General features: G+C 58.9%; 18 protein-coding genes. 3 read left to right on the top strand and 15 right to left on the bottom strand.

What is annotated here, in order from left to right; genetic code table 11:
* Nucleotides 1-22: 22 nt before the first annotated feature.
* The 3 genes from DCC24_RS07715 to rraA all read right to left on the bottom strand — a co-directional run bounded on the left by DCC24_RS07715 (nucleotide 23) and on the right by rraA (nucleotide 5,108).
* Nucleotides 23-3,205: a bifunctional [glutamine synthetase] adenylyltransferase/[glutamine synthetase]-adenylyl-L-tyrosine phosphorylase gene (locus DCC24_RS07715; protein WP_110099340.1), complete on the bottom strand. Its 3,183-nt coding sequence runs from the start codon at nucleotides 3,203-3,205 to the stop codon at nucleotides 23-25.
* Entirely contained in the window at nucleotides 3,162-4,520 is a 1,359-nt protein-coding gene (gene glnA, locus DCC24_RS07710; protein WP_110099370.1) for a type I glutamate--ammonia ligase, read from the bottom strand. The genes DCC24_RS07715 and glnA overlap by 44 nt, the downstream gene beginning before the upstream one ends.
* A gap of 87 nt (nucleotides 4,521-4,607) precedes the next feature.
* On the bottom strand, nucleotides 4,608-5,108 hold the full coding sequence (gene rraA / locus DCC24_RS07705; RefSeq protein WP_110099339.1) for a ribonuclease E activity regulator RraA: 501 nt from the start codon (nucleotides 5,106-5,108) through the stop codon (nucleotides 4,608-4,610).
* A 50-nt stretch (nucleotides 5,109-5,158) separates the two neighbouring features.
* On the opposite strand from rraA, the gene panB reads away from it, so the two are divergent.
* Nucleotides 5,159-6,007: a 3-methyl-2-oxobutanoate hydroxymethyltransferase gene (gene panB, locus DCC24_RS07700; protein ID WP_110099338.1), complete on the top strand. Its 849-nt coding sequence runs from the start codon at nucleotides 5,159-5,161 to the stop codon at nucleotides 6,005-6,007.
* 74 nt (nucleotides 6,008-6,081) lie between these two features.
* On the opposite strand, the gene DCC24_RS07695 is transcribed toward panB, so the two are convergent.
* A complete protein-coding gene (locus DCC24_RS07695) occupies nucleotides 6,082-6,264 on the bottom strand; it encodes an SPOR domain-containing protein (protein WP_110099337.1) in 183 nt (60 codons plus the stop codon).
* A gap of 82 nt (nucleotides 6,265-6,346) precedes the next feature.
* Between DCC24_RS07695 and map the strand changes: the two genes are divergently transcribed.
* Entirely contained in the window at nucleotides 6,347-7,312 is a 966-nt protein-coding gene (map, locus tag DCC24_RS07690; protein ID WP_110099336.1) for a type I methionyl aminopeptidase, read from the top strand.
* Between the two features lie 39 nt (nucleotides 7,313-7,351).
* Complete coding sequence (gene ppgK, locus DCC24_RS07685) at nucleotides 7,352-8,155, top strand: polyphosphate--glucose phosphotransferase (RefSeq protein WP_110099335.1); 804 nt, start codon at nucleotides 7,352-7,354, stop codon at nucleotides 8,153-8,155.
* A 114-nt stretch (nucleotides 8,156-8,269) separates the two neighbouring features.
* On the opposite strand, the gene nrdR is transcribed toward ppgK, so the two are convergent.
* The 11 genes from nrdR to murC form a co-directional block, all read right to left on the bottom strand.
* A complete protein-coding gene (gene nrdR / locus DCC24_RS07680; protein WP_110099334.1) occupies nucleotides 8,270-8,755 on the bottom strand; it encodes a transcriptional regulator NrdR in 486 nt (161 codons plus the stop codon).
* A 123-nt stretch (nucleotides 8,756-8,878) separates the two neighbouring features.
* Nucleotides 8,879-12,463, bottom strand: coding sequence for a DNA polymerase III subunit alpha (gene dnaE, locus DCC24_RS07675; RefSeq protein WP_110099333.1), 3,585 nt, complete (start codon nucleotides 12,461-12,463; stop codon nucleotides 8,879-8,881).
* Between the two features lie 104 nt (nucleotides 12,464-12,567).
* Entirely contained in the window at nucleotides 12,568-13,512 is a 945-nt protein-coding gene (locus DCC24_RS07670) for an RluA family pseudouridine synthase (protein ID WP_110099332.1), read from the bottom strand.
* Nucleotides 13,499-14,062 carry a signal peptidase II gene (lspA, locus tag DCC24_RS07665; protein WP_233492026.1) on the bottom strand — a complete coding sequence of 188 codons (564 nt, stop codon included), beginning with the start codon at nucleotides 14,060-14,062 and terminating at the stop codon, nucleotides 13,499-13,501. The genes DCC24_RS07670 and lspA overlap by 14 nt, the downstream gene beginning before the upstream one ends.
* A gap of 142 nt (nucleotides 14,063-14,204) precedes the next feature.
* Nucleotides 14,205-14,948, bottom strand: a complete 744-nt coding sequence (locus tag DCC24_RS07660) for a DivIVA domain-containing protein (RefSeq protein ID WP_110099331.1) — start codon at nucleotides 14,946-14,948, stop codon at nucleotides 14,205-14,207.
* 302 nt (nucleotides 14,949-15,250) lie between these two features.
* A complete protein-coding gene (locus DCC24_RS07655; protein WP_110099330.1) occupies nucleotides 15,251-15,535 on the bottom strand; it encodes a YggT family protein in 285 nt (94 codons plus the stop codon).
* 115 nt (nucleotides 15,536-15,650) lie between these two features.
* Entirely contained in the window at nucleotides 15,651-16,277 is a 627-nt protein-coding gene (locus tag DCC24_RS07650; protein WP_110099329.1) for a cell division protein SepF, read from the bottom strand.
* 127 nt (nucleotides 16,278-16,404) lie between these two features.
* The gene (locus tag DCC24_RS07645; protein WP_110099328.1) at nucleotides 16,405-17,130 is read right to left on the bottom strand and encodes a polyphenol oxidase family protein; all 726 of its coding nucleotides are present in this window, start codon (nucleotides 17,128-17,130) and stop codon (nucleotides 16,405-16,407) included.
* Between the two features lie 70 nt (nucleotides 17,131-17,200).
* Nucleotides 17,201-18,424 (bottom strand): cell division protein FtsZ, encoded by a 1,224-nt coding sequence (ftsZ, locus tag DCC24_RS07640; protein ID WP_110099327.1) that lies wholly within the window; start codon nucleotides 18,422-18,424, stop codon nucleotides 17,201-17,203.
* Between the two features lie 158 nt (nucleotides 18,425-18,582).
* Entirely contained in the window at nucleotides 18,583-19,683 is a 1,101-nt protein-coding gene (locus tag DCC24_RS07635) for a cell division protein FtsQ/DivIB (RefSeq protein ID WP_110099326.1), read from the bottom strand.
* A gap of 16 nt (nucleotides 19,684-19,699) precedes the next feature.
* The gene (murC, locus tag DCC24_RS07630; RefSeq protein WP_110099325.1) at nucleotides 19,700-21,193 is read right to left on the bottom strand and encodes a UDP-N-acetylmuramate--L-alanine ligase; all 1,494 of its coding nucleotides are present in this window, start codon (nucleotides 21,191-21,193) and stop codon (nucleotides 19,700-19,702) included.
* Nucleotides 21,194-21,236 lie beyond the last annotated feature (43 nt).

The raw sequence follows: 21,236 nt of genomic DNA, 5'->3' as shown, positions 1-21,236 counted from the left end.
CAGTCACCCTGATGGGTTGAGGCTAGTTCATCCCATAGAACCGATGTTCGAACACCTGCCGAGCATGGCGGGTGATGCGCAAGTAGTCCTCTTCGAAAACACCCGCATTGCCCGACTCATACCCGCACCACTGGGCGACCGCTTCTAGGTCATCTCGGTTGGTGGGCAACGTGTCGGAGGCACGGGCCGACCAGATCATATTCGCCGAGCGGATCCTAGAGCACAGTCTCCAGGAGTTTTCCAAGGCTTGGGCCTCGTGGGCATCAAGGTGCCCGAGCTCGTGCAATGCCTCCAACGCTTCCACGGTGGAGGTGGTGCGCAATGACTCTGCTTGACCGGCGTAGCGCAACTGGAAGGTCTGCACCAGCCACTCCACATCCGACAGCGACCCACGCCCGAGCTTCACATGCCGGTTAGGATCAGCCCCGCGGGGTAGTCGCTCGGATTCCACCCGAGCTTTCATTCGACGGATCGCCCGTAACCGTTGCGGGGTCAGCTCGGTGTGATAGCGCACCGAGTCTGCCCAGTTCGTGAATTCATCCTGCAGAGCCTGTTCTCCAGCTAGCGTCCGGGCCCGCAACAGCGCCTGGATTTCCCAAATCTCAGCCCATTGCTGGTAGTAGTTCCGATAGGACTCCATGGAGCGCACCAAGGGACCCTGTTTGCCTTCGGGGCGCAGGTCCGCGTCAATCATCAGTACCGGTTCCAACGGGATGGCCGGTTTCAGCGGCATCTTCAGGTAGTGGGTGAGTTTCTTGGCTTGGCTGACGGCCTGTTGGTGGGCCTCACGCTCGTCGGTGGCTGCCTCGGTGGGTTGGTGAACGAACATCACGTCCAAATCCGAGCCATAGCCGCATTCCTGTCCGCCTTGGCGCCCCATGGCCACCACCACCAGGTTCGCCAGTCGTTTCTCACCACTGTCGGCAAGTTCGCGTTCCACCAAATCTAGTCCGGCCATCGCGCTGGCTTGGTCGGCCCGGCATAGCGCGTGAGAGATCTCATCTTGGTCGATCAGTTCCAAGGCGTCAGCCATTGCGGTACGCAGAATTTCGCGTCGACGAATCAGCCGGATGTGGCGCATCGCTTCGTTGACTTCAGGGTGACGCGACAGCACCGAGCGCATCTCGGTCAGGATGGCGTCCAGGCTCAAGGGCACCAGGTCCTGGTCACGGTCTAGCCAGGCGGTGGCCTCCGGAGAGTGTTCCAGCAAGTCGCAGACATACCGGGAACTGGACAACACGGTGCAGAGTCGCTCGGCAGCATCGGAGGAGTCCCGCAACATACGCAGGTACCATCCTGAGCGACTGATCGATTCCGACAGACGCCGGAAACTCAGCAGACCACCATCGGGGTCCGGACCGGCAGCCAGCCAGCCCAACATGGCCGGTAGGAGCTGACGTTGCAACGCCGCCGAGCGAGACACCCCCTCGGTAAGGAACCCAATATGGCGGATCGCGCCCTTGGGGTCTCGGTACCCCAGGGCGACCAGCCGCTGTTGGGCAGCTTCAGAGGAGAGTCTGACCTGGTCGGCCGGCAGGGCCGCGGTGGCAGGAAGGAGCGGCCGGTAGAACAACCGCTCAAAGACCTCGGCGACGGCTCGAGCCGTCTTCTTCCAGCTGCTCAGCAACTCATCAGCGTTATGCGGATGTTCCTGCGCACCTGAGCCGACGGCCCGGGCTAGCACCCGGAGATGTTGTTCTTTTTCGGGTAGCAGGTGGGTGCGACGCATCTGGGCAAGTTGTAACCGGTGCTCCATCACGCGTAAGAACCGGTAGTAGTCCGTCATCGAGCGCGCGTCGGCCCGTCCCACGTATCCGCCGGCTTCCAAAGCCTGGATAGCTTCTTCGGTGGAGCGCACATGCAGGCTCGAATCCGTTTTTCCGTGCACCAGTTGCAACAGCTGGACCGGAAATTCAATGTCACGCAGTCCCCCACTGCCGAGCTTGATGTCACGGTGACGCTGTTTCGCCGGAATATTCTTTACCACCCGGCGTCGCATCGATTGGACCTGAGAGACGAAGCCTGGCCGGGTGGAGACCTGCCAGACCAGGGGGTAGATGGCGTTGAGATATTCCTCAGCCAAGCGGTGGTTACCGGCCAGTCGACGACACTTCAGCAAGGCCTGGAACTCCCAGGTATGGGCCCACCGGTTGTAGTACGTGCGGTGTGACGCTACCGTGCGCGACAGTTCTCCATCTTTGCCTTCGGGGCGCAGGTTGGCGTCGACCTCCCACAGCCCGGGCTCTGGGGCGGGAGACTGGATGGTGTGTGAAATCCCGGTGGCCAGTTCTCGGGCCACCGCGGTCATGGTTTCCTCCGACAAAGACTCCACATGCTCCGAGGCTGCCGGTCCGTGCACAAAAATCACGTCTACGTCCGAGAGGTAGTTCAGCTCTCGGGCACCGCATTTGCCCATCCCCATCACGGTCAGGCTCGTGCCATCGATTTCTTCGCGACTAAACTTCGACTCAGCATCGAATCTCGCCACCGCCAGAGCGGCCTCCAGGGCCGCAGCAGCCAGGTCAGCCAACCACCGGGAAATAATCGGCTGGGCACCCATGGGATCGGGGGCATTGAGGTCTTGGACGGTAATGCTGAGAATTTGTCGCCGATACATGACCCGTAGCGCCACCGCCGCCTCTTTACCACCCTGGGTGGCCACCGGTTCTTCCTGCTGTGGATCAGCTCCCACAGCCTCCAGTAACAGGCAACGCAAAGCCTCGGGAGCATAGCGTGCTTCTCCGTGCGCGTCAGGCTCGTAGATCCCAGCAACTGCGGGTGCGCTGGCCACAGCGTCCTCGGACCCGGTGACGACGTCCAGGTGCTCAGGGTAGCGGATCAGAAATTCACCAAGGGCTTCCGAGGTGCCCAACAGCCGAATCAGCGAGCGGATCTGGTGTTGCTCAGCTTGGTTGAAGAGCTCTTGGACACTGGCTTCGGCCTCCACGAGTCGGATCAGCAGGATGAGCGCTTGGTCAGGATTGGCAGCCACCGAGATGACATCGAGCAACTGGTCTCGATCCAGCTCAGCGAGCTCGGGCGCTTGTAGCCGGCTTTCCGCTCGCGACAGGTCGGTGAACCCCGCTCCGGCCAGGGTGCGCCCGCGTGAGGACCGGGAGCGTGAACCGGATGCGGAGGTGGGGGTACGTTTGGTCAAGGAGTTACACCGCCCCGAGGTAACGGGAGAGCTCGAACGGGGACACATTGACCCGGTATTGTTCCCATTCTTCGCGTTTATTGCGCAGAAAGGACTCAAAGACCTGTTCGCCGAGCACCTCGGCAACGAATTCAGATTCTTCCATCACCCCCAAGGCATCGTGGAGGGTGGATGGCAACGGTGAGTGCCCCAAGAGTCGGCGTTCGTGTGAGGTCAACTGTGAGATGTCTTCTTGGGCAGCCTCAGGTAGGTCATATTCTTCCTGAATACCCCTCAGACCGGCAGAGAGTAGCAACGCATAGGTCAGATAGGGGTTGGCCGCGGCATCAATACCGCGGTATTCCACCCGAGCGGATCCGGCCTTATCCGGCTTATATAAGGGAACACGGACCAGGGCGGAGCGGTTGTTGTGGCCCCAGGAGACATAGGGTGGTGCTTCTCCCCCGCCCCAGAGCCGTTTATAGGAGTTGACGAACTGGTGGGTTACCGCGGTGATCTCCGCGGAGTGTCTTAGCAGTCCGGCGATAAAACGACGGGCGGTGGTCGACAGCTGGTACTCGGCTCCGGGCGCATAGAAGGCGTTGACGTCCCCTTCGAATAACGAAAAGTGTGTGTGCATCGCTGAGCCGGGGTGTTCGCCAAAGGGCTTGGGCATGAAGGTCGCGTAGTAACCCTGCAAAGTGGCGACTTCTTTGACCACGGTGCGGAATGTCATGATGTTATCCGCGGTAGCCATCGCATCCATGGCACGTAGATCAATCTCGTTCTGGCCCGGGCCCCCTTCGTGGTGGGAGAACTCCACGGAAATTCCGACCTGCTCCAGCATGGACACCGCATGACGGCGGAAGTCTTGGGCGACCCCACCGGGCACGTGGTCAAAGTACCCGGCAGCATCCACCGGTTCGGGGTTGTGCATCATCCGCTTCGGGTCCGAGCGTTCTTCCAGATCTGCCTTGAGCAGATAAAACTCGATTTCCGGGTGCAGGTAGCACGTGAATCCCAAATCCGCGGCCTTGTCGATACTGCGTTGGAGCACGTAGCGGGGGTCAACGGCCGCCGGTTCCCCATCGGGCATCTTCACGTCGCAGAACATGCGTGAGGTTTGTTCATCTTCACCCCGCCAGGGCAAAACCTGGAAGGTCGAGGGATCCGGTTGTAAGAGCATGTCGGATTCAAAAATCCGGGTGAACCCATCGATCGAGGAGCCATCGAACCCCAGGCCCTCGGTGAAGGCGTACTCCACTTCAGCCGGGGCCAGAGCCACTGATTTCAGGGCACCGACCACATCGGTGAACCACAGTCGCACAAAGCGGACGTCTCGATCCTCAAGGGTGCGCAACACGAATTCTTGCTGCCGGTCCAATCGTTCCACGGTCGCTCTCCTGCATCAGCGTCGTGAGGTGGTGGGGCTCGCCGGTGACGAGCTACCTCGGCAAGTCTACGTCACCGCTTACTCGGTGTCGTCTAGTTCCACCGGGTCACTAGTGACCACGATCCCGTCGGCATCGGAGTAAACGTACTCTCCCGGAATGAACTCAATCCCACCGATCACCAGGTTAACATTCGTGACACCCAGTCCTTCTTTGCGGGATTTTTGGGAGTTGGTGCCCAAGGCTTTAACACCGATCGCCATCTCGGCGATCTCGGCCGAGTCGCGGATGGCGCCATGGACGATCACCCCGGCCCAGTTGTTGTCGATGGCCAGTTGAGCAATATTGTCTCCGAGCAACGCCCGGTTCAGGCTTCCGCCCCCATCGACAACAAGTACCCGCCCCTCTCCTGGCGTGGACAGCGTAGCCCGGACTTCGGTGTTGTCTTCGAAGCAACGCACCGTGGCGATCTGGCCGGCGAATTTCTGCACTCCGCCGAAGTTCCGTAGTTGAATCGGACAGCTCCGGACCGACTCTCCAAGGTGATCTGCAAGGTCTGTGGTGTTCAGTGGTGTTGTCATGCCTCGATCTTAGAACATCCTCTGTGATCTAGATCCCCTAGACTGTGAGCATGTCGAGTTCAGAGAATATCAGCTACGCCACCGAGAGCCCGAACCCGAAACGTGTTCGCACCCACCACCTCCAGCAGCTCAAAGACGCCGGCCACCGGTTTGCGATGCTCACGAGCTATGACGCCCTGACCGCCCGGATTTTCGACCAGGCCGGTATCGAGGTGTTGCTCGTTGGTGATTCCGTGGGGAACACGGTGCTCGGCTATGACTCGACCATGCCGGTCACCTTAGATCAAATGGTGCTGTTCTCCCAGGCGGTCGCTCGTAGCGTCGGACGGTCCCTGGTGGTCGCGGATATGCCATTTGGTAGCTATGAGTCCTCGGTGCAGCAGGCCGTGGACAGCGGGGTTCGGCTGGTTAAAGAATCTCAGGTCGCGGCGGTCAAGCTCGAGGGTGGCGCCCGGTATGCCGAACACGTGGCTGCGATGACCTCAGCGGGCGTGGCGGTCATGGGCCATATCGGGTTCACACCGCAGTCAGAACATGTGCTCGGTGGGTTTCGGGTCCAAGGGCGTGGCCAGGACGCCACCCAACAGATGATCCAGGACGCACTAGCACTTCAGGAAGCTGGGGCGTTTACCGTGTTGATGGAAATGGTGCCCACTGAGGTGGCCGCCGCAGTCGACGAGGCCTTGCAGGTACCGACCATCGGGATTGGCGCCGGCAATGCCACCACCGGTCAGGTCTTAGTCTGGCAGGACGCTTTCGGACTTAATACGGGGCGTCTGCCTCGGTTCGTCAAGCAATACGCCACCCTTGCGGAACAGCTCTCCCAGGCGGCCAAGACCTATGCCGATGAGGTGCGTTCGGGGGCATTCCCGGACGAGGACTACTCCTTCGCCCGTTAGGTCCGTGGTGGATCAGCGTGCAACGGGGAGCACGTAGCGCGGTCGAGTGCGCGCCAGCGGGCGGGGCGAGACGGCTAGTCCTCGGCTTCGTCCTCGGCGTCCCACCGCTCATTATTCTCCTGGACCTTCTCCAAGGCCCGACGAGCCTGTTCCGCCGTCTCGAAGGGGCCCAACAATTTGCGCCAGTTCGATTGGGGACCCTTTTCAACCTCGTGAGTCTCAACATTGAACCAGTACTGTGTCGCGCTGTCAGTCATGGCTCCATCCTCTCATATGTGCCCGAGCTGAGCGTCGGGGGCGAACTACCCCGCAAATGCTATTCAGCGTTAGGATCAAGGTATGCCCAGCAATTCAGTGACACTTCATCCTGCCCCAGAACCCGGTACCGAGGGTTCCCATAATCTTCCGGTCGATGGTCCGGCACGGCCTGGGCCCGGCTCGCTGGCGCCGGTCGGACGACTCGCCCCGGGGTATGTTGCCCCACGCTTGCACGTACCCGCCGAAATTCCCCGGCCCGATTATGTCGGCAAAAAAGACCCGAATGAGGGTCAGCACGGCGATGTTTATGATGAGGTAGCTATCGAGAAAATCCGCGCTGCCGGACGGCTGGCCGCGGAGGCGATGAACGCGGTAGAAGCTGCGATTCAACCCGGTGTCACCACTGCCGAGTTGGACCGCATCGGCCACCAGTACATGATCGATCACGGGGCTTACCCCTCTTGTTTGGACTACCGGGGCTTCCCAAAATCACTGTGTACCTCGCTGAACGAGGTCATCTGCCACGGGATCCCCGATGACACCGTGCTTGAAGACGGTGACATCATCAATATCGATATCACCGCCTACCTGGATGGTTACCACGGCGACCATAATAAGACCTTTACCGTCGGTGACACCGACGAGCAGTCCCGGTTGCTCATCCAGCGCACCCACGAAGCCATGATGCGCGGCATCAAGGCGGTCAAGCCCGGACGCGAAATCAACGTGATTGGTCGCGTGATTGAAAAATACGCCAACCGGTTTGGCTACGGTGTCGTCCGCGACTTTGTCGGCCACGGCGTGGGCCGGGAGTTCCACTCCGGGCTGATTGTGCCCCACTACGACACCGCCCCGGACCATAACACCGTGATGGTTCCGGGCATGGTGTTCACCATCGAACCGATGATCACACTGGGCGATATTTCCTGGGAGATGTGGGATGACGACTGGACAGTCACGACCAAGGACCGTCAACGCACCGCTCAGTTCGAGCACACACTCGTGGTGCGCGAAGATGGCGCCGAAATTTTGACCCTAGCCGAGTAGACACGATCGGAAGACGAGTACAAGGGAACCGTGGTAGCGATGTCTGGTAACAACACCCCAACCTATATCGGCGTGGATATTGGCGGCACCGGGATGAAGGGTGGCATCGTCGCAATCTCGGCCTCCGGCCAGCAGGCCGGTGAACTCTCCGGTGAGCGGTTCCGGATTCCCACCCCGCAACCAGCGACTCCCCAGGCGGTCGCGCGCACCGTCGCCGAGATCATCGATGAACTTGACAGCCGTGAAATGGCCCCGGCGCGGGATCGCCCGGTGGGAATTTGTCTTCCGTCAGTGATTCACCACGGGCTGGCGCTGTCTGCCAACAACATCGACCCGTCCTGGATTGAGACGAATGCTCACGAGCTGTTCTCCGATCACCTGCACCGCGATGTGCGAGTCATCAACGACGCAGATGCTGCCGGGCTGGCTGAAGCCCGCTTCGGTGCTGCCCGCCGGGTGTCTGGTTCGGTGCTGGTGGTTACACTGGGCACCGGCATCGGTTCGGCCATGATCCATAACGGAGTGTTGGTGCCCAATTTCGAACTGGGTTCACTCGAGTTCCGGGGAAATATGGCCGAGCGCGATGCCTCTGCGTCGGCGCGGGAGCGTGCTGAGCTAAGTTTCCAGGAGTATGCCGAGCAACGGTTACAGCCCTATTTCTCCTACCTGGAACGACTATTTTCCCCGGAACTGTTCGTGATCGGCGGTGGCATATCGCAACGTGCCGAAGAGTTCCTGCCCTATGTGAAGCTCCGCGCACGAACTATCCCGGCACAGATGGTCAATAACGCTGGCATTATTGGCGCAGCGTTGTTTGCCTCGATCGCCGACACATCGATGTAGTCGAGGCCGGTTTCACACCGCAGTCTGCACCGCGACGACGCAGTGCCGCGGTCCATTGAGTTGAAAACCGGTGGGATCGCGGCTTCCCCTCCGCAATCCCACCGGAAAACTATTTTATCGAGTAAAGAGCTTCGCTTGTAGGGGTTCTACCGCGAAAGGATGCTCTCTCAGCTCGCTAATGGCTTTCTCGAAATCGTCCAAAGAATCAAAGTCCTGGTAGACCGAGGCAAATCGCAGATACGCCACCTGATCCAATCGGCGCAATGGTCCCAGAATGGCCAACCCGACTTCGTGGGCATCGACCTCCGAATTACCGGTCGATCGAATGGCCTCTTCAACCTCTTGCGCCAAGACAGCCAAGTCGTCTTTTGATACCGGGCGACCCTGGCAAGCTTTCGAGACACCGTTGATGACCTTATTGCGGTCAAAGGGCTCAGCGACTCCGGAACGTTTCACCACCATCAATGACGTGGTTTCTAACGTGGTGAAACGTTTACCACACGCTTGGCACTGCCGACGGCGACGAATTGCAGAGCCGTCGTCGAGGGAACGAGAATCGACCACCCGGGACTCCTCGTGTCGACAGAAAGGACAGTGCATCTTCGCTCCGATTTTCTCACCGTGTCACGGTATCGACGTTAGACATCCCCCACAATACTCCCACATATAGGCGTGTTTCAAATACACAGCTACTACATGTAGTAACCGAAGGGTTTGTGGCGCTTAGTCCAGACAGGAGGCTCCCAGCAGCACCTTGAGGTCACCAAATAGGGCTGGATTAGGTGACACGCGGAAATCTGGGCCAAGTTGCATCACGTCAATGCCGAGATTGCCCATCAGTTTCACCCGCACGTCGGTCGACCCGGAATGGTTCTTCAGGGTTTCGCCAAGCTGCCGCATCAGACTTTCGGTGGCCTTGAAATGCGGGATGCTGAGGTTCACCGGTCCCCCATGGCCTACACTGGCTTCCTGTGCGTCGATCAGCGTCATCTCTTGGGCCGAGAGCGAGACCGACCCGTCGTCACGTCGTTGGACTCTGCCTTTGACCGAGACGATGAGATCTTCGGCCAATACGGTGGCAATCGGTGCATAGACCTGTCCGAAAAACATCACATCCATCGACCCGTTGAGATCTTCGACTTCGGTACGGGCATAGGCATTACCCGAGTTCTTCGCGATCCTGCGCTCCAGGGTGTTGATCAGGCCAGCAATGGTGACTTGGGCGCCGTCAGCAGGGCCATCTTCATCCAGGATCTGGGTGATGGTGTGGTCAGCGTATTGCGACAGCACCGATTCTAGGCCTTGCAACGGGTGATCCGAGACGTAGAGTCCCAGCATGCCACGTTCAAAGCTGAGCTTGGTCTTACGATCCCATTCCGGCACGTCCGGCACAGAGATACCCAGGCCCACGTCAGCGGCTGAGGTGTCGCTGTCGTCGAGCAAGGAGAAGAAGTCGAATTGGTTATTGGCCTCTTGCCGTTTCTGCACCACCGAGGCGTCTACGGCTTCTTCATGCACCGCCAACAACGCGCGCCGGGGGTGACGCATCGAATCGAAGCCCCCGGCTTTAATCAAGGATTCGATGGTGCGCTTATTGCACACCACCTGCGGGACCTTTTTAAAGAAGTCCTGGAAGCTGGTGAACTGACCTTGCTCTTCACGGGCGTTCACGATCCCGTGCACGACATTGTCGCCCACGTTGCGCACCGCCCCCAGGCCGAAACGAATATCGTTACCAACCGGGGTGAACTGCAAAGCTGATTCATTGACGTCGGGCGGAAGCACTGTGATACCCATGCGACGGCACTCGTTGAGATACATTGCCATCTTGTCTTTATCCGAGCCCACCGAGGTCAACAGGGCTGCCATGTATTCAGCCGGATAGTGAGCCTTCAGGTACGCGGTCCAATACGAGACGAGTCCGTAGGCAGCCGAGTGGGCCTTATTGAACGCGTAGTCAGAGAATGGAAGCAGAATGTCCCAGAGCGCAGTCACCGCCTCTTCCGAATAGCCACGGTCCAGCATGCCTTGATGGAAGTCCACGTACTGTCGGTCCAGCTCGGCTTTCTTTTTCTTCCCCATTGCGCGACGGAGAATATCCGCTTGACCCAGCGAGTAGCCGGCGACCTTCTGGGCGATGGCCATCACCTGCTCCTGGTAAACAATCAGACCGTAGGTGGTGTCCAAAATGTCTGCCAGTGGTTCTGCTAGCTCCGGGTGGATCGCGGTAATCTCTTGTTGGTGGTTCTTGCGCAACGCGTAGTTGATGTGCGAGTTGGCACCCATCGGGCCCGGGCGATATAGCGCGATGGTCGCGGAAATATCTTCGAAGTTATCCGGGCGCATCATCTTTAGTAGCTGGCGCATAGGGCCACCGTCGAGCTGGAAGACTCCGAGGGTTTCTCCACGCGCCAGCAACTCATAGGATTCGGTGTCGTCTAAGGTGAGAGCTTCCAGATCCAGTGGGGTTCCCTGGTTGGCCTCAATGTTGTCCAGGGCATCCGAGATGATGGTCAGGTTGCGCAAACCCAAGAAGTCCATTTTGATCAGCCCCAGGCCTTCACAGGTGGGGTAATCAAACTGGGTGATGACCTGGCCGTCTTGGAGTCGGCGCATAATGGGGACTACATCAATCACCGGCGCCGAGGACATGATCACCCCGGCGGCGTGCACACCCCACTGCCGCTTCAAACCTTCTAGGCCCTTCGCCGTTTCGAAGACATCTACCATCTCCGGGTCGGTCTGGAGCAATTCGCGGAACTCTGCAGCCTCGTTGTACCGAGGCGCCTCGGGGTTCTCAATGTCTTTGAGCGGAATGTCCTTAGCCATCACTGCCGGTGGGAGTGCTTTGGTGAGCTGCTCCCCCATCGAGAACGGTTTGCCCTTCACACGGGCAGAGTCTTTCAACGCCATCTTGGTCTTGATGGTGCCGTAGGTGACAATCATTGCCACCCGCTCATCCCCGTATTTTTCGGTTACATAGTCAATAACCTCAGGACGACGGCGATCGTCGAAGTCGACGTCGAAGTCAGGCATCGAGACACGGTCCGGGTTCAAGAACCGCTCGAAGATCAGCCCGTGCTTGATGGGATCCAGCTCGGTAATCCGCATCGCGTAAGCGACCATCGAGCCTGCACCAGACCCACGGCCTGGGCCGACGCGGATGCCGTTATTCTTGGCCCAGTTGATGAAGTCTGCCACGACCAGGAAGTAACCGGGGAAACCCATGGAGATGATCACGTCAAGCTCATAGTCGGCTTGTTTCTGGGCGTAGTCGGGGACTCCATTGGGATAACGATTGCGCAGGCCTTTATTGACCTCTTTGATCAACCAGCTGGTCTCGTCTTCCCCCTCGGGCGTGGGGAAGGCCGGCATGTAGTTGGCATCGGTGTTGAAGCTGACATCGCACTGTTCGGCAATGAGCAAGGTGTTATCGCAGGCTTCGGGGAACTCTTTGAACAGAGTGCGCATTTCACGCGATGACTTCAAATAATACTCGTTGCCTGAAAAGGCGAAACGGGAACCGCCCTGATCGTAGGTGGGCTCATCCAGTCGGGACCCCGATTGCAAGGCTAAGAGGGCTTCATGGTGACCGGCGTCGTGTTCGTGGGTGTAATGCAGGTCGTTCGTAGCGACCATGGGTAGATTGAGTTTTTTGCCGATCTCAAGCAGATCGGTAAACACCCGGCGCTCAATATCGAGGCCGTGTTGCATGATTTCCAGGTAGAAATTCTCCTTACCGAAGATATCGCGGAATTCCGCAGCGGCCTCCAGCGCCTCTTGTTTCTGGCCCAGTCGCAATCGAGTCTGCACTTCCCCGGACGGGCACCCGGTGGTGGCAATAATGCCCTCCGAGTATTGGCTAAGCAGATCTCGGTCGATGCGCGGCCATTTAGAGTAGACCGAATCCAGTGATGCGATCGAGGCAGCTTTGAATAAGTTGTGCATGCCGGTGTTGTTCTTCGACAACATGGTCATGTGCGTATAGGCGCCACCGCCCGAAACATCGTCACCACGCTGGCCCTGTTCGCCCCACCGCACCCTCGTTTTGTCGTGGCGGGACTGCTGGCCGGGGGCCAAATACGCTTCTAACCCGATAATGGGTTTGATACCGGCGTTTTTGGCTTTGGACCAGAAGTCGAAGGCGCCGAAGAGATACCCGTGGTCAGTAATGGCCATGGATTCCATACCCAACCTGTTGGCCTCGGCGAATAACTCGTCCAGTTTCGCCGCTCCATCCAACATCGAGTACTCGGTATGGGTGTGCAGGTGAACGAAACCTCGATCCTCAGAGGCAGTTGAGGTCATAGGAATTGATCATCTCCTCGACGACGGCCAGGGTCACCAGACCCCAGTCTAGTCCTTTCACACCTGCTGTGTGGCAGCTCCTCACCCGCTTCTGTACGGGGCGACTACCGGTTGCGGAGCACCGAGAGAGCATACTGCAAATCTTTAGGGTACGGGCTGGTGTAGGTGACCCATTCGCCGGTGGTGGGGTGTTGAAAACCCAGTTGGTGGGCATGCAACCACTGTCGGGTCAGCCCCAGGTTCGCGGCCAGCTTTGGATCAGCACCGTAGGTGAGGTCTCCGGCCAGCGGATGACGCATCGCGGAGAAATGGACACGGATTTGGTGGGTGCGACCGGTCTCCAACCCCACACGCATCAGCGTGGCAGTACCGAAGGATTCCAAGGTCTCGTAGTGCGTGACTGCATGTCGACCACCGTCCAGGACAGCAAACTTCCAGTCGTGCCCTGGGTCGCGACCGATCGGGGCGTCGATAGTGCCGTCGACGGGATCCGGTAGCCCCTGGACCAGAGCGTGATACGTTTTGGCCGGCACCCGGTCACGGAACTGGTCTTTCAGGTGGGTATAGGCGGTTTCACTGGTGGCCACCACCATCAGTCCACTGGTTCCCACGTCCAGGCGGTGCACGATGCCTTGTCGTTCAGCAGCCCCCGAGGTAGAGATCCGGTATCCGAGTCCGGCGAGGCCGCCGACCACGGTGGGGCCGACCCATCCCGGAGAGGGGTGTGCAGCCACGCCGACGGGTTTGTCGACGACCAGGTAATCGGGATCTTCGGCGATAATCGTCAGGTCTTGCACAACCTCCACTTTAACCTCTAGCGGGTCGGGGTCTTGCGCGTCGGTGACCACCACCCTGGTACCCGGTGTAACCTTGGTGGATTTCAGTACCTGATCTCCGCTGTCAGCCTCGGTCACCAGGCCACGAGAGATCCAATCGGCTGCTTGAGAGCGCGAGACCCCTAACGCTCGCGAGAGCACCGCATCGGCGCGTCCGGATTCGGTCAGCTCAATCTGCTGCTCTGCGGGGCGCTCGGGATTAGTCTGAGACATTTTCTGGACTTTCCGTCCGGGCAGGCTCGACGGGAGCTTCGTCCTCGGCGGCATGATCGTTCATAGGTAGCCCCGTAAAGATCAGGATTACGACCGCGATCATCGAACACACAATCAGTGAGTCGGCAATGTTGAAGATCGCAAAATTGGGCAACGAGATGAAGTCCACGACGTGCCCGACGCCGAAGCCCGGTTCACGAAAGAGCCGGTCGGTGAGGTTGCCCGCAATGCCGGCGGCCAGACACCCCAGCGTGATCAACCACGGAAGGGTTCGGGCCCGGCTGATGATCAGATACATAACGACCCCCAGAGCAAGGGTTTGAATGATCGTGAAGATCCAGGTGTAGTCAGTACCGATGGAAAAAGCTGCCCCGGGGTTGCGGATAAAGTACCAGTGCAATAAGGGCGGAATGACCGGGATGGATTGTCCTTCGGACATATTTTCCACCACGACGTACTTGGTGATTTGATCGATCAGATAGCCGATGACGAGAGGGATCATGGCCATCCACCAGGGAAAAGTGCGGCGGCGTGATTGGGCATCGCTCACGGTGGTGCTCCAAGGTCGGGCGGGTTTCATCTCCAGGCTTCGTACCGGCTGGTCGCAGTCCTTGACACAATTCAGCCGACCACGCTGAAAAGAACGTGGTCGGCTGAGTCGATAGTGGTATCGAGACGGTCACCCGCGCTGATTACTCAGCAATACGAGACTGGGAGTCCAGGTCCTGCAACTGACCTTCGATGAAGGCACGAAGCCGGGAGCGGTAGTCGCGCTCGAAGCCACGTAGTTCTTCTACTTCGCGTTCCAGAACCGACTTCTTCTGTTCGAACTCGTTGAGGGTCTTGCGCGACTGTTCCTGTGCGTCGCTGACCAGCTTGTCAGCTTCTGCCTGCGCGTCGGAGATGATGCGGTCGCGGGTCTGCTGACCTTCGGCAACGTATTCATCGTGCAGACGCTGGGCCATCGCCAGGACGCCGGCGGCGGAGTTCGCATCGGCGTTGGTCTGGACGTTGGCTTGTTGCGGGACAGCGCCGTTACCGTACTGGTCATTGTTGGCGAAACCAGCGGCACTCTGCGGGCCGGCAACGGGTGCGGCCTGCTCGGTCGCGGGTGCTTCGCTTTGTCCTGAAGCCTCAGCCTGGGGCTGGTGGTCTTCAGGTGCCTCGGGCTGGGTGGCGGGCTCTTCAGCCGGGGTCTCAGCGGACTGACCATCAGCAGAAACGGGGGCAGGTACGGCAGCCTGGGAACTCTCGGAGCCGGCTCCACCCTGGAGCTCGGAGACCTGACGACGTAGTTCGTCGTTCTCTTGGTTCAGCCGACGTAACTCGACGACGATCTCGTCGAGGAAATCATCTACCTCGTCCTGGTCATAGCCTTCACGGAACTTTGTGGTCTGGAACCGTTTGTTGACTACATCTTCCGGCGTGAGAGCCATGTGGTCTCCTCAATACGTGTCGTGTCCTACCCAGCTGGGTAAAACCTAGGGTTAGGTGCTATCGGTGATCTTCACAGACCACTATTGGTCACAATGTCATCCCTGGTAACTAGATTACCACCAGCAACACCGTATCAGAGATCAAGCTGACATTGCTTCGAATGATGATATTGATTTTTTACCAGATATTGCGCGGACATCTCAACCTTTTAGTGCTGTGGGAAACAATCGACCACTGGGATTTATCTGCACGAGAAGCTGGTTACAGTTGAGGAACTTTGTGGCACGAAGTCTCAAAAACTTTACTGCAAAGGAACAAGAGCCCGCAGAAGAATAACCACAATGAATACCACGAGGAAGGCCACGTCAAGGCCGATTCCGCCCAGATTCAGCGGTGGGATCTTGGAACGTAACCAACGAATCGGTGGGTCAGTAACGGTATAGACCGCGCTAGCCAAGATGAGTGAAATCCCCCGAGGTCGCCACTGTCTGGCAAAGGACTGCACCACGTCATAAACGACTCGAACGAGCAGGCTGTACCAGTACAGCGTCAACACGAGGTGCAAGAGCGCGAAGACGATATTCACTCTCAGAGTTCCTTCTGCAACGTTGTACGGGAGACTTTAATTCTACCGGACTCGGCTGAACCTGGTGGAAAGCTCACCCGAGTCCGGCCAAAACGCAAGCTGTAGTGGCCCGATCTTAAGCCTGGTTGAAGAAGGAGACTTCTTCTTCGTTGGTCTGTGAGCCTTCGGTGATGACTTCCACGGTGTTGGGGGTCAGCAGGAAGACCTTATTGGTCACTCGCTCGATGGAGCCGTAAAGACCGAACACCAGCCCCGCCGAGAAGTCGACCAAGCGCTTGGCTTCAGCCTCGGACATGTCGGTGACGTTCATGATGACAGGAACGCCGGACCGGAACGATTCACCGATCAGTTTGGCGTCGTTATAGGAACGTGGGTGAATGGTGTTAAGCTGGTGCACTTCCGAGGCTTCCTCTCTGGTCTGAGTGGCACGCTTGATCGGGGTCACCGGTGCACGGTACCCGTTGTCGTCTCCGTCCTCGGAGCTATTGTCTGGGGAAGGCACGGCGCGTACCGGGCTGAACTCCCGCCGAAGAGTCGGCATCTGGTTGACCGGCTCAGCGACCTTTGCCTGCTGTTCGTCTGCCTCGGCCTGATTCTTCGACCGCGACGTGCCACGGTCCTGGGAACGTGACTCAGAGCGCGATGCCGTGGCCTCAGCCTTTTGTTGTTGCTCTTGCTCGTAGTGTTCGTCACCGTCGGCAAGACCCAAATAGATCATTGCCTTCTTCATTCCACCAACCATAAGTTCCTCAATCTTTCAGCTAGCGTGGACTCTATAGCTCACATTAATTCACGGGGGCCAAAAATCTCGGGACCAACGGCGGTGTTTTGCCGCGTGTCACTGACTAATTCTGGTTGTCGTTGACAGGTTAGTCGGCAAAGACCATGCCTGCGCACCGCCCCACGGGGTGGCCTCCCCGGTGTGAAAAAACGCGCGAGTCTTCCAATGTGCAAATCTGGGAGCGGTGAACGGTCACCCCCAGGTCTTCCATGAGCTGCTGGCCGGCGGCAGGCAGGTCCAGCGCTGGGGTCTGCCAGCTGGTGGTGGAATACATTACCGGCATCACCGCAGAGACTTCCGAGCGCATCTGTTCTGGCACTTCATAACATCTCCCACAGATGGATGGCCCGATCCACGCGGTGATCTCGGTCTCTGGCTCGTGTTCGCGCAAGGTGGCGATAGTGTTTTGCAAAACTCCGCTGAGCAAACCGACGCGCCCGGCGTGGGCTACCGCGGTGGCTTTCCCGGAGGTCGTGAATACCACAGGCATGCAGTCTGCGACCAGAATGGCCAACGGTGTGGCACCGGTAGCCGAGATACTTGCATCGGCGACCACGGAATCGGTGGTCTGAGACCAGCCCGGGAGTTCATCGGCCTCAACCACGGTGGCCGAGTGCACCTGGTGCAGGAACACGGTGGTTCCTTCAGCAATCCCGGCTTGCTTTTCAACAGCTCGCCGGCGAGCATAAATCTCGTCGATGCTCTCCCCTGGTTCGCGGGCCAGCAACCCGAGGTTTCCCATGTTGGCATGAGAGAAACCTACCGTGTGTCCACTGGGGCTACGGTAGGTTTCTACAAAGGCAGACTCAGTCACGAATAGTTCCGTCCGCTACAGCTTAAGGCAATACCAGAGCCTGTATGAGGCGCTGGGTGTATGGCAGAGTTTATTTCAGGAAGTCCGGAACATCGAGGTCGTCGCGGCGATCTTCTTGGTTCTCCACCACAGTGGGGACATCTTCTGATTCCTCGTTTGTGGCATTGCCGTCTTCGTCCAGGGATTCTGGGACAGCCGGATCTGCGTCATCGGCGACCGGAGCCAACGGAGTCGCCGTCGGCACGGAACCGGTCTGTTGCTGGCCAGGAACCGACTCGCTCCGGGTATGACCAGCGGAGTTGCTGGGCAGGCTCGGTGACTGGGTAGCGCTCTGCTGCTGGTCATCGTCGTTATCATCGAACCCGGCAGCAATAACGGTGACCCGCACTTCATCGCCAAGATTATCGGAGATGACCGCACCGAAGATGATGTTGGCTTCGGGGTGAGCCACTTCTTGCACCATGCGTGCTGCTTCGTTGATTTCGAACAATCCAAGGTCGGAACCGCCCTGGACTGAGAGCAACACGCCGTGGGCGCCGTCGATCGAGGCTTCCAGCAAAGGAGAGGCGATGGCGGCTTCGGTGGCTTTCACAGCGCGTTCTTCGCCTTGGGCGGCACCAATACCCATCAGCGCCGAGCCGGCGCCTTGCATCACCGATTTCACGTCGGCGAAGTCGAGGTTGATCAAACCGGCGGTGGTGATCAGATCGGTGATGCCCTGGACACCGGAGAGTAGCACCTGGTCGGCCAGTTCAAAAGCTTCCATGACCGAGATGGAGGGGTCAGATACGGTCAGTAACCGGTCGTTGGGGATCACGATCAGCGTGTCGACTTCATCGCGTAGTGCCTCAATGCCGTTCTCTGCGCTGGTCGCGCGACGGCGACCTTCGAAAGTAAACGGGCGGGTGACAACACCGATGGTGAGTGCTCCCAGCGACCGGGCCACGCGGGCCACCACCGGAGCAGCGCCGGTACCGGTTCCGCCACCTTCACCGGCGGTCACAAACACCATGTCAGCACCTTGGAGGGCTTCTTCGATCTCTTGGACGTGATCCTCAGCAGCCTGTGCTCCGACCTCAGGGTTGGCACCGGCTCCCAGTCCACGGGTCAGTTCCCGACCCACGTCGAGCTTCACATCAGCCGAAGACATCAACAGAGCCTGTGCATCGGTGTTGACCGCAATGAATTCAACGCCGCGCAGTCCAACTTCGATCATGCGGTTGACGGCGTTCACGCCGCCTCCGCCGACGCCGACGACCTTAATGACGGCTAGATAATTCTGAGGTGATGCCACGATGTGATTCCCTTATCTGATGTCGGGTATGTCAGGCCGGCCACGGCTCGGGATCATCCCGAGTCCATTAAGCCTAAAAGTTCTACCCATGACGTTAGAGTGCCACGGCAGTCACGGCAATGACCGCCGTCGCGTGTCGTGTCGATATTTTCAGCGAATTATCGCGTCACCGGGTGGTCAGGTGCAGAGACGTCGTATTCGGAGATCTGGGCAGATTCCTCGTCAGGTAACGCCAACAACGCTTGTACCACACGTCCTTTCTTTTCGGCGTCTTGGGCATTACCCCACACCACGGTTTTGTCATTGGCCAGGGTGAGCTCAATCGAATCGATGGACTCTCCGGAGGCCTGAGTGACCTCCTGTCGCAGATCGTCGGGCAAGGAACCCAAGACTTCGGTGATGGTATTGAACAGCACCGGATCTTCGACGTCTTCGGCTGAGGACACGACCGGTAAGGTCTGGTCCTGTGCTTGGGCTGCGGTGATCGTTGCGATCTCTTCGGCTGCGTCGTTGAACACGGCGTATCCATCGCCCTTGGGGGCCATGGCTACCGGGGTGAATTCGTGCACTTCGACGAACAGGGTGTCTGGTGGTTCTGCGCGAGTGCTGACCGAGGCCACCGCTGGTGAAAAGGAGAGTAGCTCCATCACTTCGTCGTCGCCAACTTGCGGCAAGGGGCGCTCTTTGAGCGGTCCTAATAGTTCGGTAGCGCGCTGTTCGCTGAGTATCGAGGTTCCGGAGATCTCAATATTCTTGATCGCCAAAATGGGCGAATAGAACAGCACGGCAATGGCAACCAGAGCGAGTACGAGGACCCCGGCCAAAGAGATCCCCATGAGTTTCAGTCGTTTTTTCGTCAGCTGTGTGGCAGTGGGGGGAAGTTCCACCACGGTCTGATCAGCCAAGGTGCGGTCAGTTTTCTCGGTCTTGTCTTTGGTAGGACGGGAGAATCTGAGCCGAGGTTTTTTCGCTGGTTTATCCCGTTGTTCATCCCGTTGCGCAACCGGCCCTCCTGCCGGTTTTGCCGTCGGTGTTAGCTTCTGCTGGGTCGGGTCGCGTTCAGCACTGAAACTCCGCGACGGTGTCGTGGACTCAGACTCTTCGGTCTGTTCGGTATCCCGCAGATGCTCAGGCAGGGGCTTCGAGGCGCTCAGCGAGTCGTCTTCCGAGCGCTGAGCCAGCCCCGGGTATTTCTGTACTACGTCCGCGTCAGTGCTGGTGGCGGTGCGTGCGTTGGTGTCGTGAGTCTTGTTGTTCATACCGGACTGTCCGTGCTCACTGTTGTGGTGACTGTGCCCTGGCGGCCAGCTGGTCGAGGATCGTCTGGGTGGAGGCGTTAATATCTCCGGCTCCAAGCGTCAGGACCAGATCCCCGGGCTGAGCGCGGTCCACGATGGTCTCGATGGCCTCGGCAGGTGTGATGGCAACCTGGCCAGCGGCGGGAAAACCGGACCGTAGCGTCTCGGACAGCTCCTTGGTGATCAGCGAGGCGTCCACTCCGGGGATCGGTTCTTCTCGGGCGGGATAGATTTCCAAAACCCGCACGCTATCAGCTGTAGACAGTGCATTGGCAAACTCGGCGGCAAAATCCCGGGTACGAGAAAACAGGTGCGGTTGGAAAATGGCATGAACCTTTCCGCAACCGCTCAAGGTCTGGGCGGCATGGATTGCTGCCCGGACCTCAGTGGGGTGATGCGCGTAGTCATCGTAGACCTTCACCCCGGCGACTTCGCCGTGGAACTCAAAACGACGAGCCGAGCCGTGGAAGCGACGAAGACCGCGAGTACTCTCATCGGGTGAGATGCCGATCAGGTGTCCGGCTAAGACCACCGCCGCGGCGTTGAGTGCATTGTGGGTGCCCGGCTGGGCCAATGCGACACTGAGTTCCCCGGCATCGGCCAGTCGACCGGCGAAACGGTAGCTCACCCGTTGTCCGCTACCTGCTGGTTCAGAGTCGCACATCTCGAGATCCACCGGGTGGTCGCCACGACCATGTCCATAGAAATACACCTCGGGCACCGACGGGTTGTCAGCGCGAGTAGCCCTCAGCTGGTCTGCCAGGTGTCGGCAGCCGGGGTCATCTGCACACAGGATGAGCGCCCCGTCAGAGCTGACCAGGTGAGAGAAGTCTTCAAAGACCTGGTGGACGGCTTCTTCGGTGCCGTAGAAGTCGAGGTGATCGGCCTCGATGTTGGTGATGATAGCCATATCGGGACGGTAATTGAGTAGGGTTCCATCGGATTCATCGGCTTCGGCTACGAACCACTCGCCGGTTCCAGAATGGGCATTCGGGCCCAGCCCAGCCACCGCTGCTCCCACCGCGTAGGTGGGGTCCAGTCCGGCTTCGGTCAACACGGTGGCAGCCATTGACGACGTGGTGGTTTTACCGTGGGTTCCGGCCACGGTCAGGACCTTGTGGCCCTGCATGGCCATGGCTAAACCTTCCGAGCGGTGTAGCACCGGAATCCCGGCTGCCTCAGCGGCGTGGCGTTCGGGGTTTTCGGCGGTGGCTACCGAGGAGGCAATAACTAGCTCGATGGGTCCCAGTTCAGAGTCATGGTGAGCAGCGGCGAAGTTCTCGGCCCGGTAGCCCATGAAGACTCGGGCACCCTGCTCCGCCAATTCGTCAATCACGGGCAGGTGTTTGGCATCGCTACCGGAGACTTTATAACCCTGGGAGAGCATGATCCGGGCAATGCCGGAGACGCCCACTCCACCCAGTCCGAGGAAGTGCACGTGTGTCACGGTGTCGAAACGGTGGTCGGTCATCACGGGGCTCCTGGGGTTGGCACATCGGTTGTGGTCGGTGTAC

Origin of the sequence: Auritidibacter sp. NML100628 (genome assembly GCF_003185985.1) — a bacterium.
In the GTDB taxonomy this organism is placed as follows: Bacteria; Actinomycetota; Actinomycetes; order Actinomycetales; family Micrococcaceae; genus Auritidibacter; species Auritidibacter ignavus.
This window is presented reverse-complemented; position numbering and strand designations above follow the sequence as displayed.

What these genes read in the sequence shown, in the direction of transcription:
- DCC24_RS07715 (WP_110099340.1), bottom strand. Translation starts at nt 3,205, where the DNA reads ATGTGTCCCCGTTCGAGCTCTCCCGTTACCTCGGGGCGGTGTAACTCC.
- rraA (WP_110099339.1), bottom strand. Translation starts at nt 5,108, where the DNA reads ATGACAACACCACTGAACACCACAGACCTTGCAGATCACCTTGGAGAG.
- panB (WP_110099338.1), top strand. Translation starts at nt 5,159, where the DNA reads ATGTCGAGTTCAGAGAATATCAGCTACGCCACCGAGAGCCCGAACCCG.
- DCC24_RS07695 (WP_110099337.1), bottom strand. Translation starts at nt 6,264, where the DNA reads ATGACTGACAGCGCGACACAGTACTGGTTCAATGTTGAGACTCACGAG.
- map (WP_110099336.1), top strand. Translation starts at nt 6,347, where the DNA reads ATGCCCAGCAATTCAGTGACACTTCATCCTGCCCCAGAACCCGGTACC.
- ppgK (WP_110099335.1), top strand. Translation starts at nt 7,352, where the DNA reads ATGTCTGGTAACAACACCCCAACCTATATCGGCGTGGATATTGGCGGC.
- nrdR (WP_110099334.1), bottom strand. Translation starts at nt 8,755, where the DNA reads ATGCACTGTCCTTTCTGTCGACACGAGGAGTCCCGGGTGGTCGATTCT.
- dnaE (WP_110099333.1), bottom strand. Translation starts at nt 12,463, where the DNA reads ATGACCTCAACTGCCTCTGAGGATCGAGGTTTCGTTCACCTGCACACC.
- DCC24_RS07670 (WP_110099332.1), bottom strand. Translation starts at nt 13,512, where the DNA reads ATGTCTCAGACTAATCCCGAGCGCCCCGCAGAGCAGCAGATTGAGCTG.
- DCC24_RS07660 (WP_110099331.1), bottom strand. Translation starts at nt 14,948, where the DNA reads ATGGCTCTCACGCCGGAAGATGTAGTCAACAAACGGTTCCAGACCACA.
- DCC24_RS07650 (WP_110099329.1), bottom strand. Translation starts at nt 16,277, where the DNA reads ATGGTTGGTGGAATGAAGAAGGCAATGATCTATTTGGGTCTTGCCGAC.
- DCC24_RS07635 (WP_110099326.1), bottom strand. Translation starts at nt 19,683, where the DNA reads ATGAACAACAAGACTCACGACACCAACGCACGCACCGCCACCAGCACT.
- murC (WP_110099325.1), bottom strand. Translation starts at nt 21,193, where the DNA reads ATGACCGACCACCGTTTCGACACCGTGACACACGTGCACTTCCTCGGA.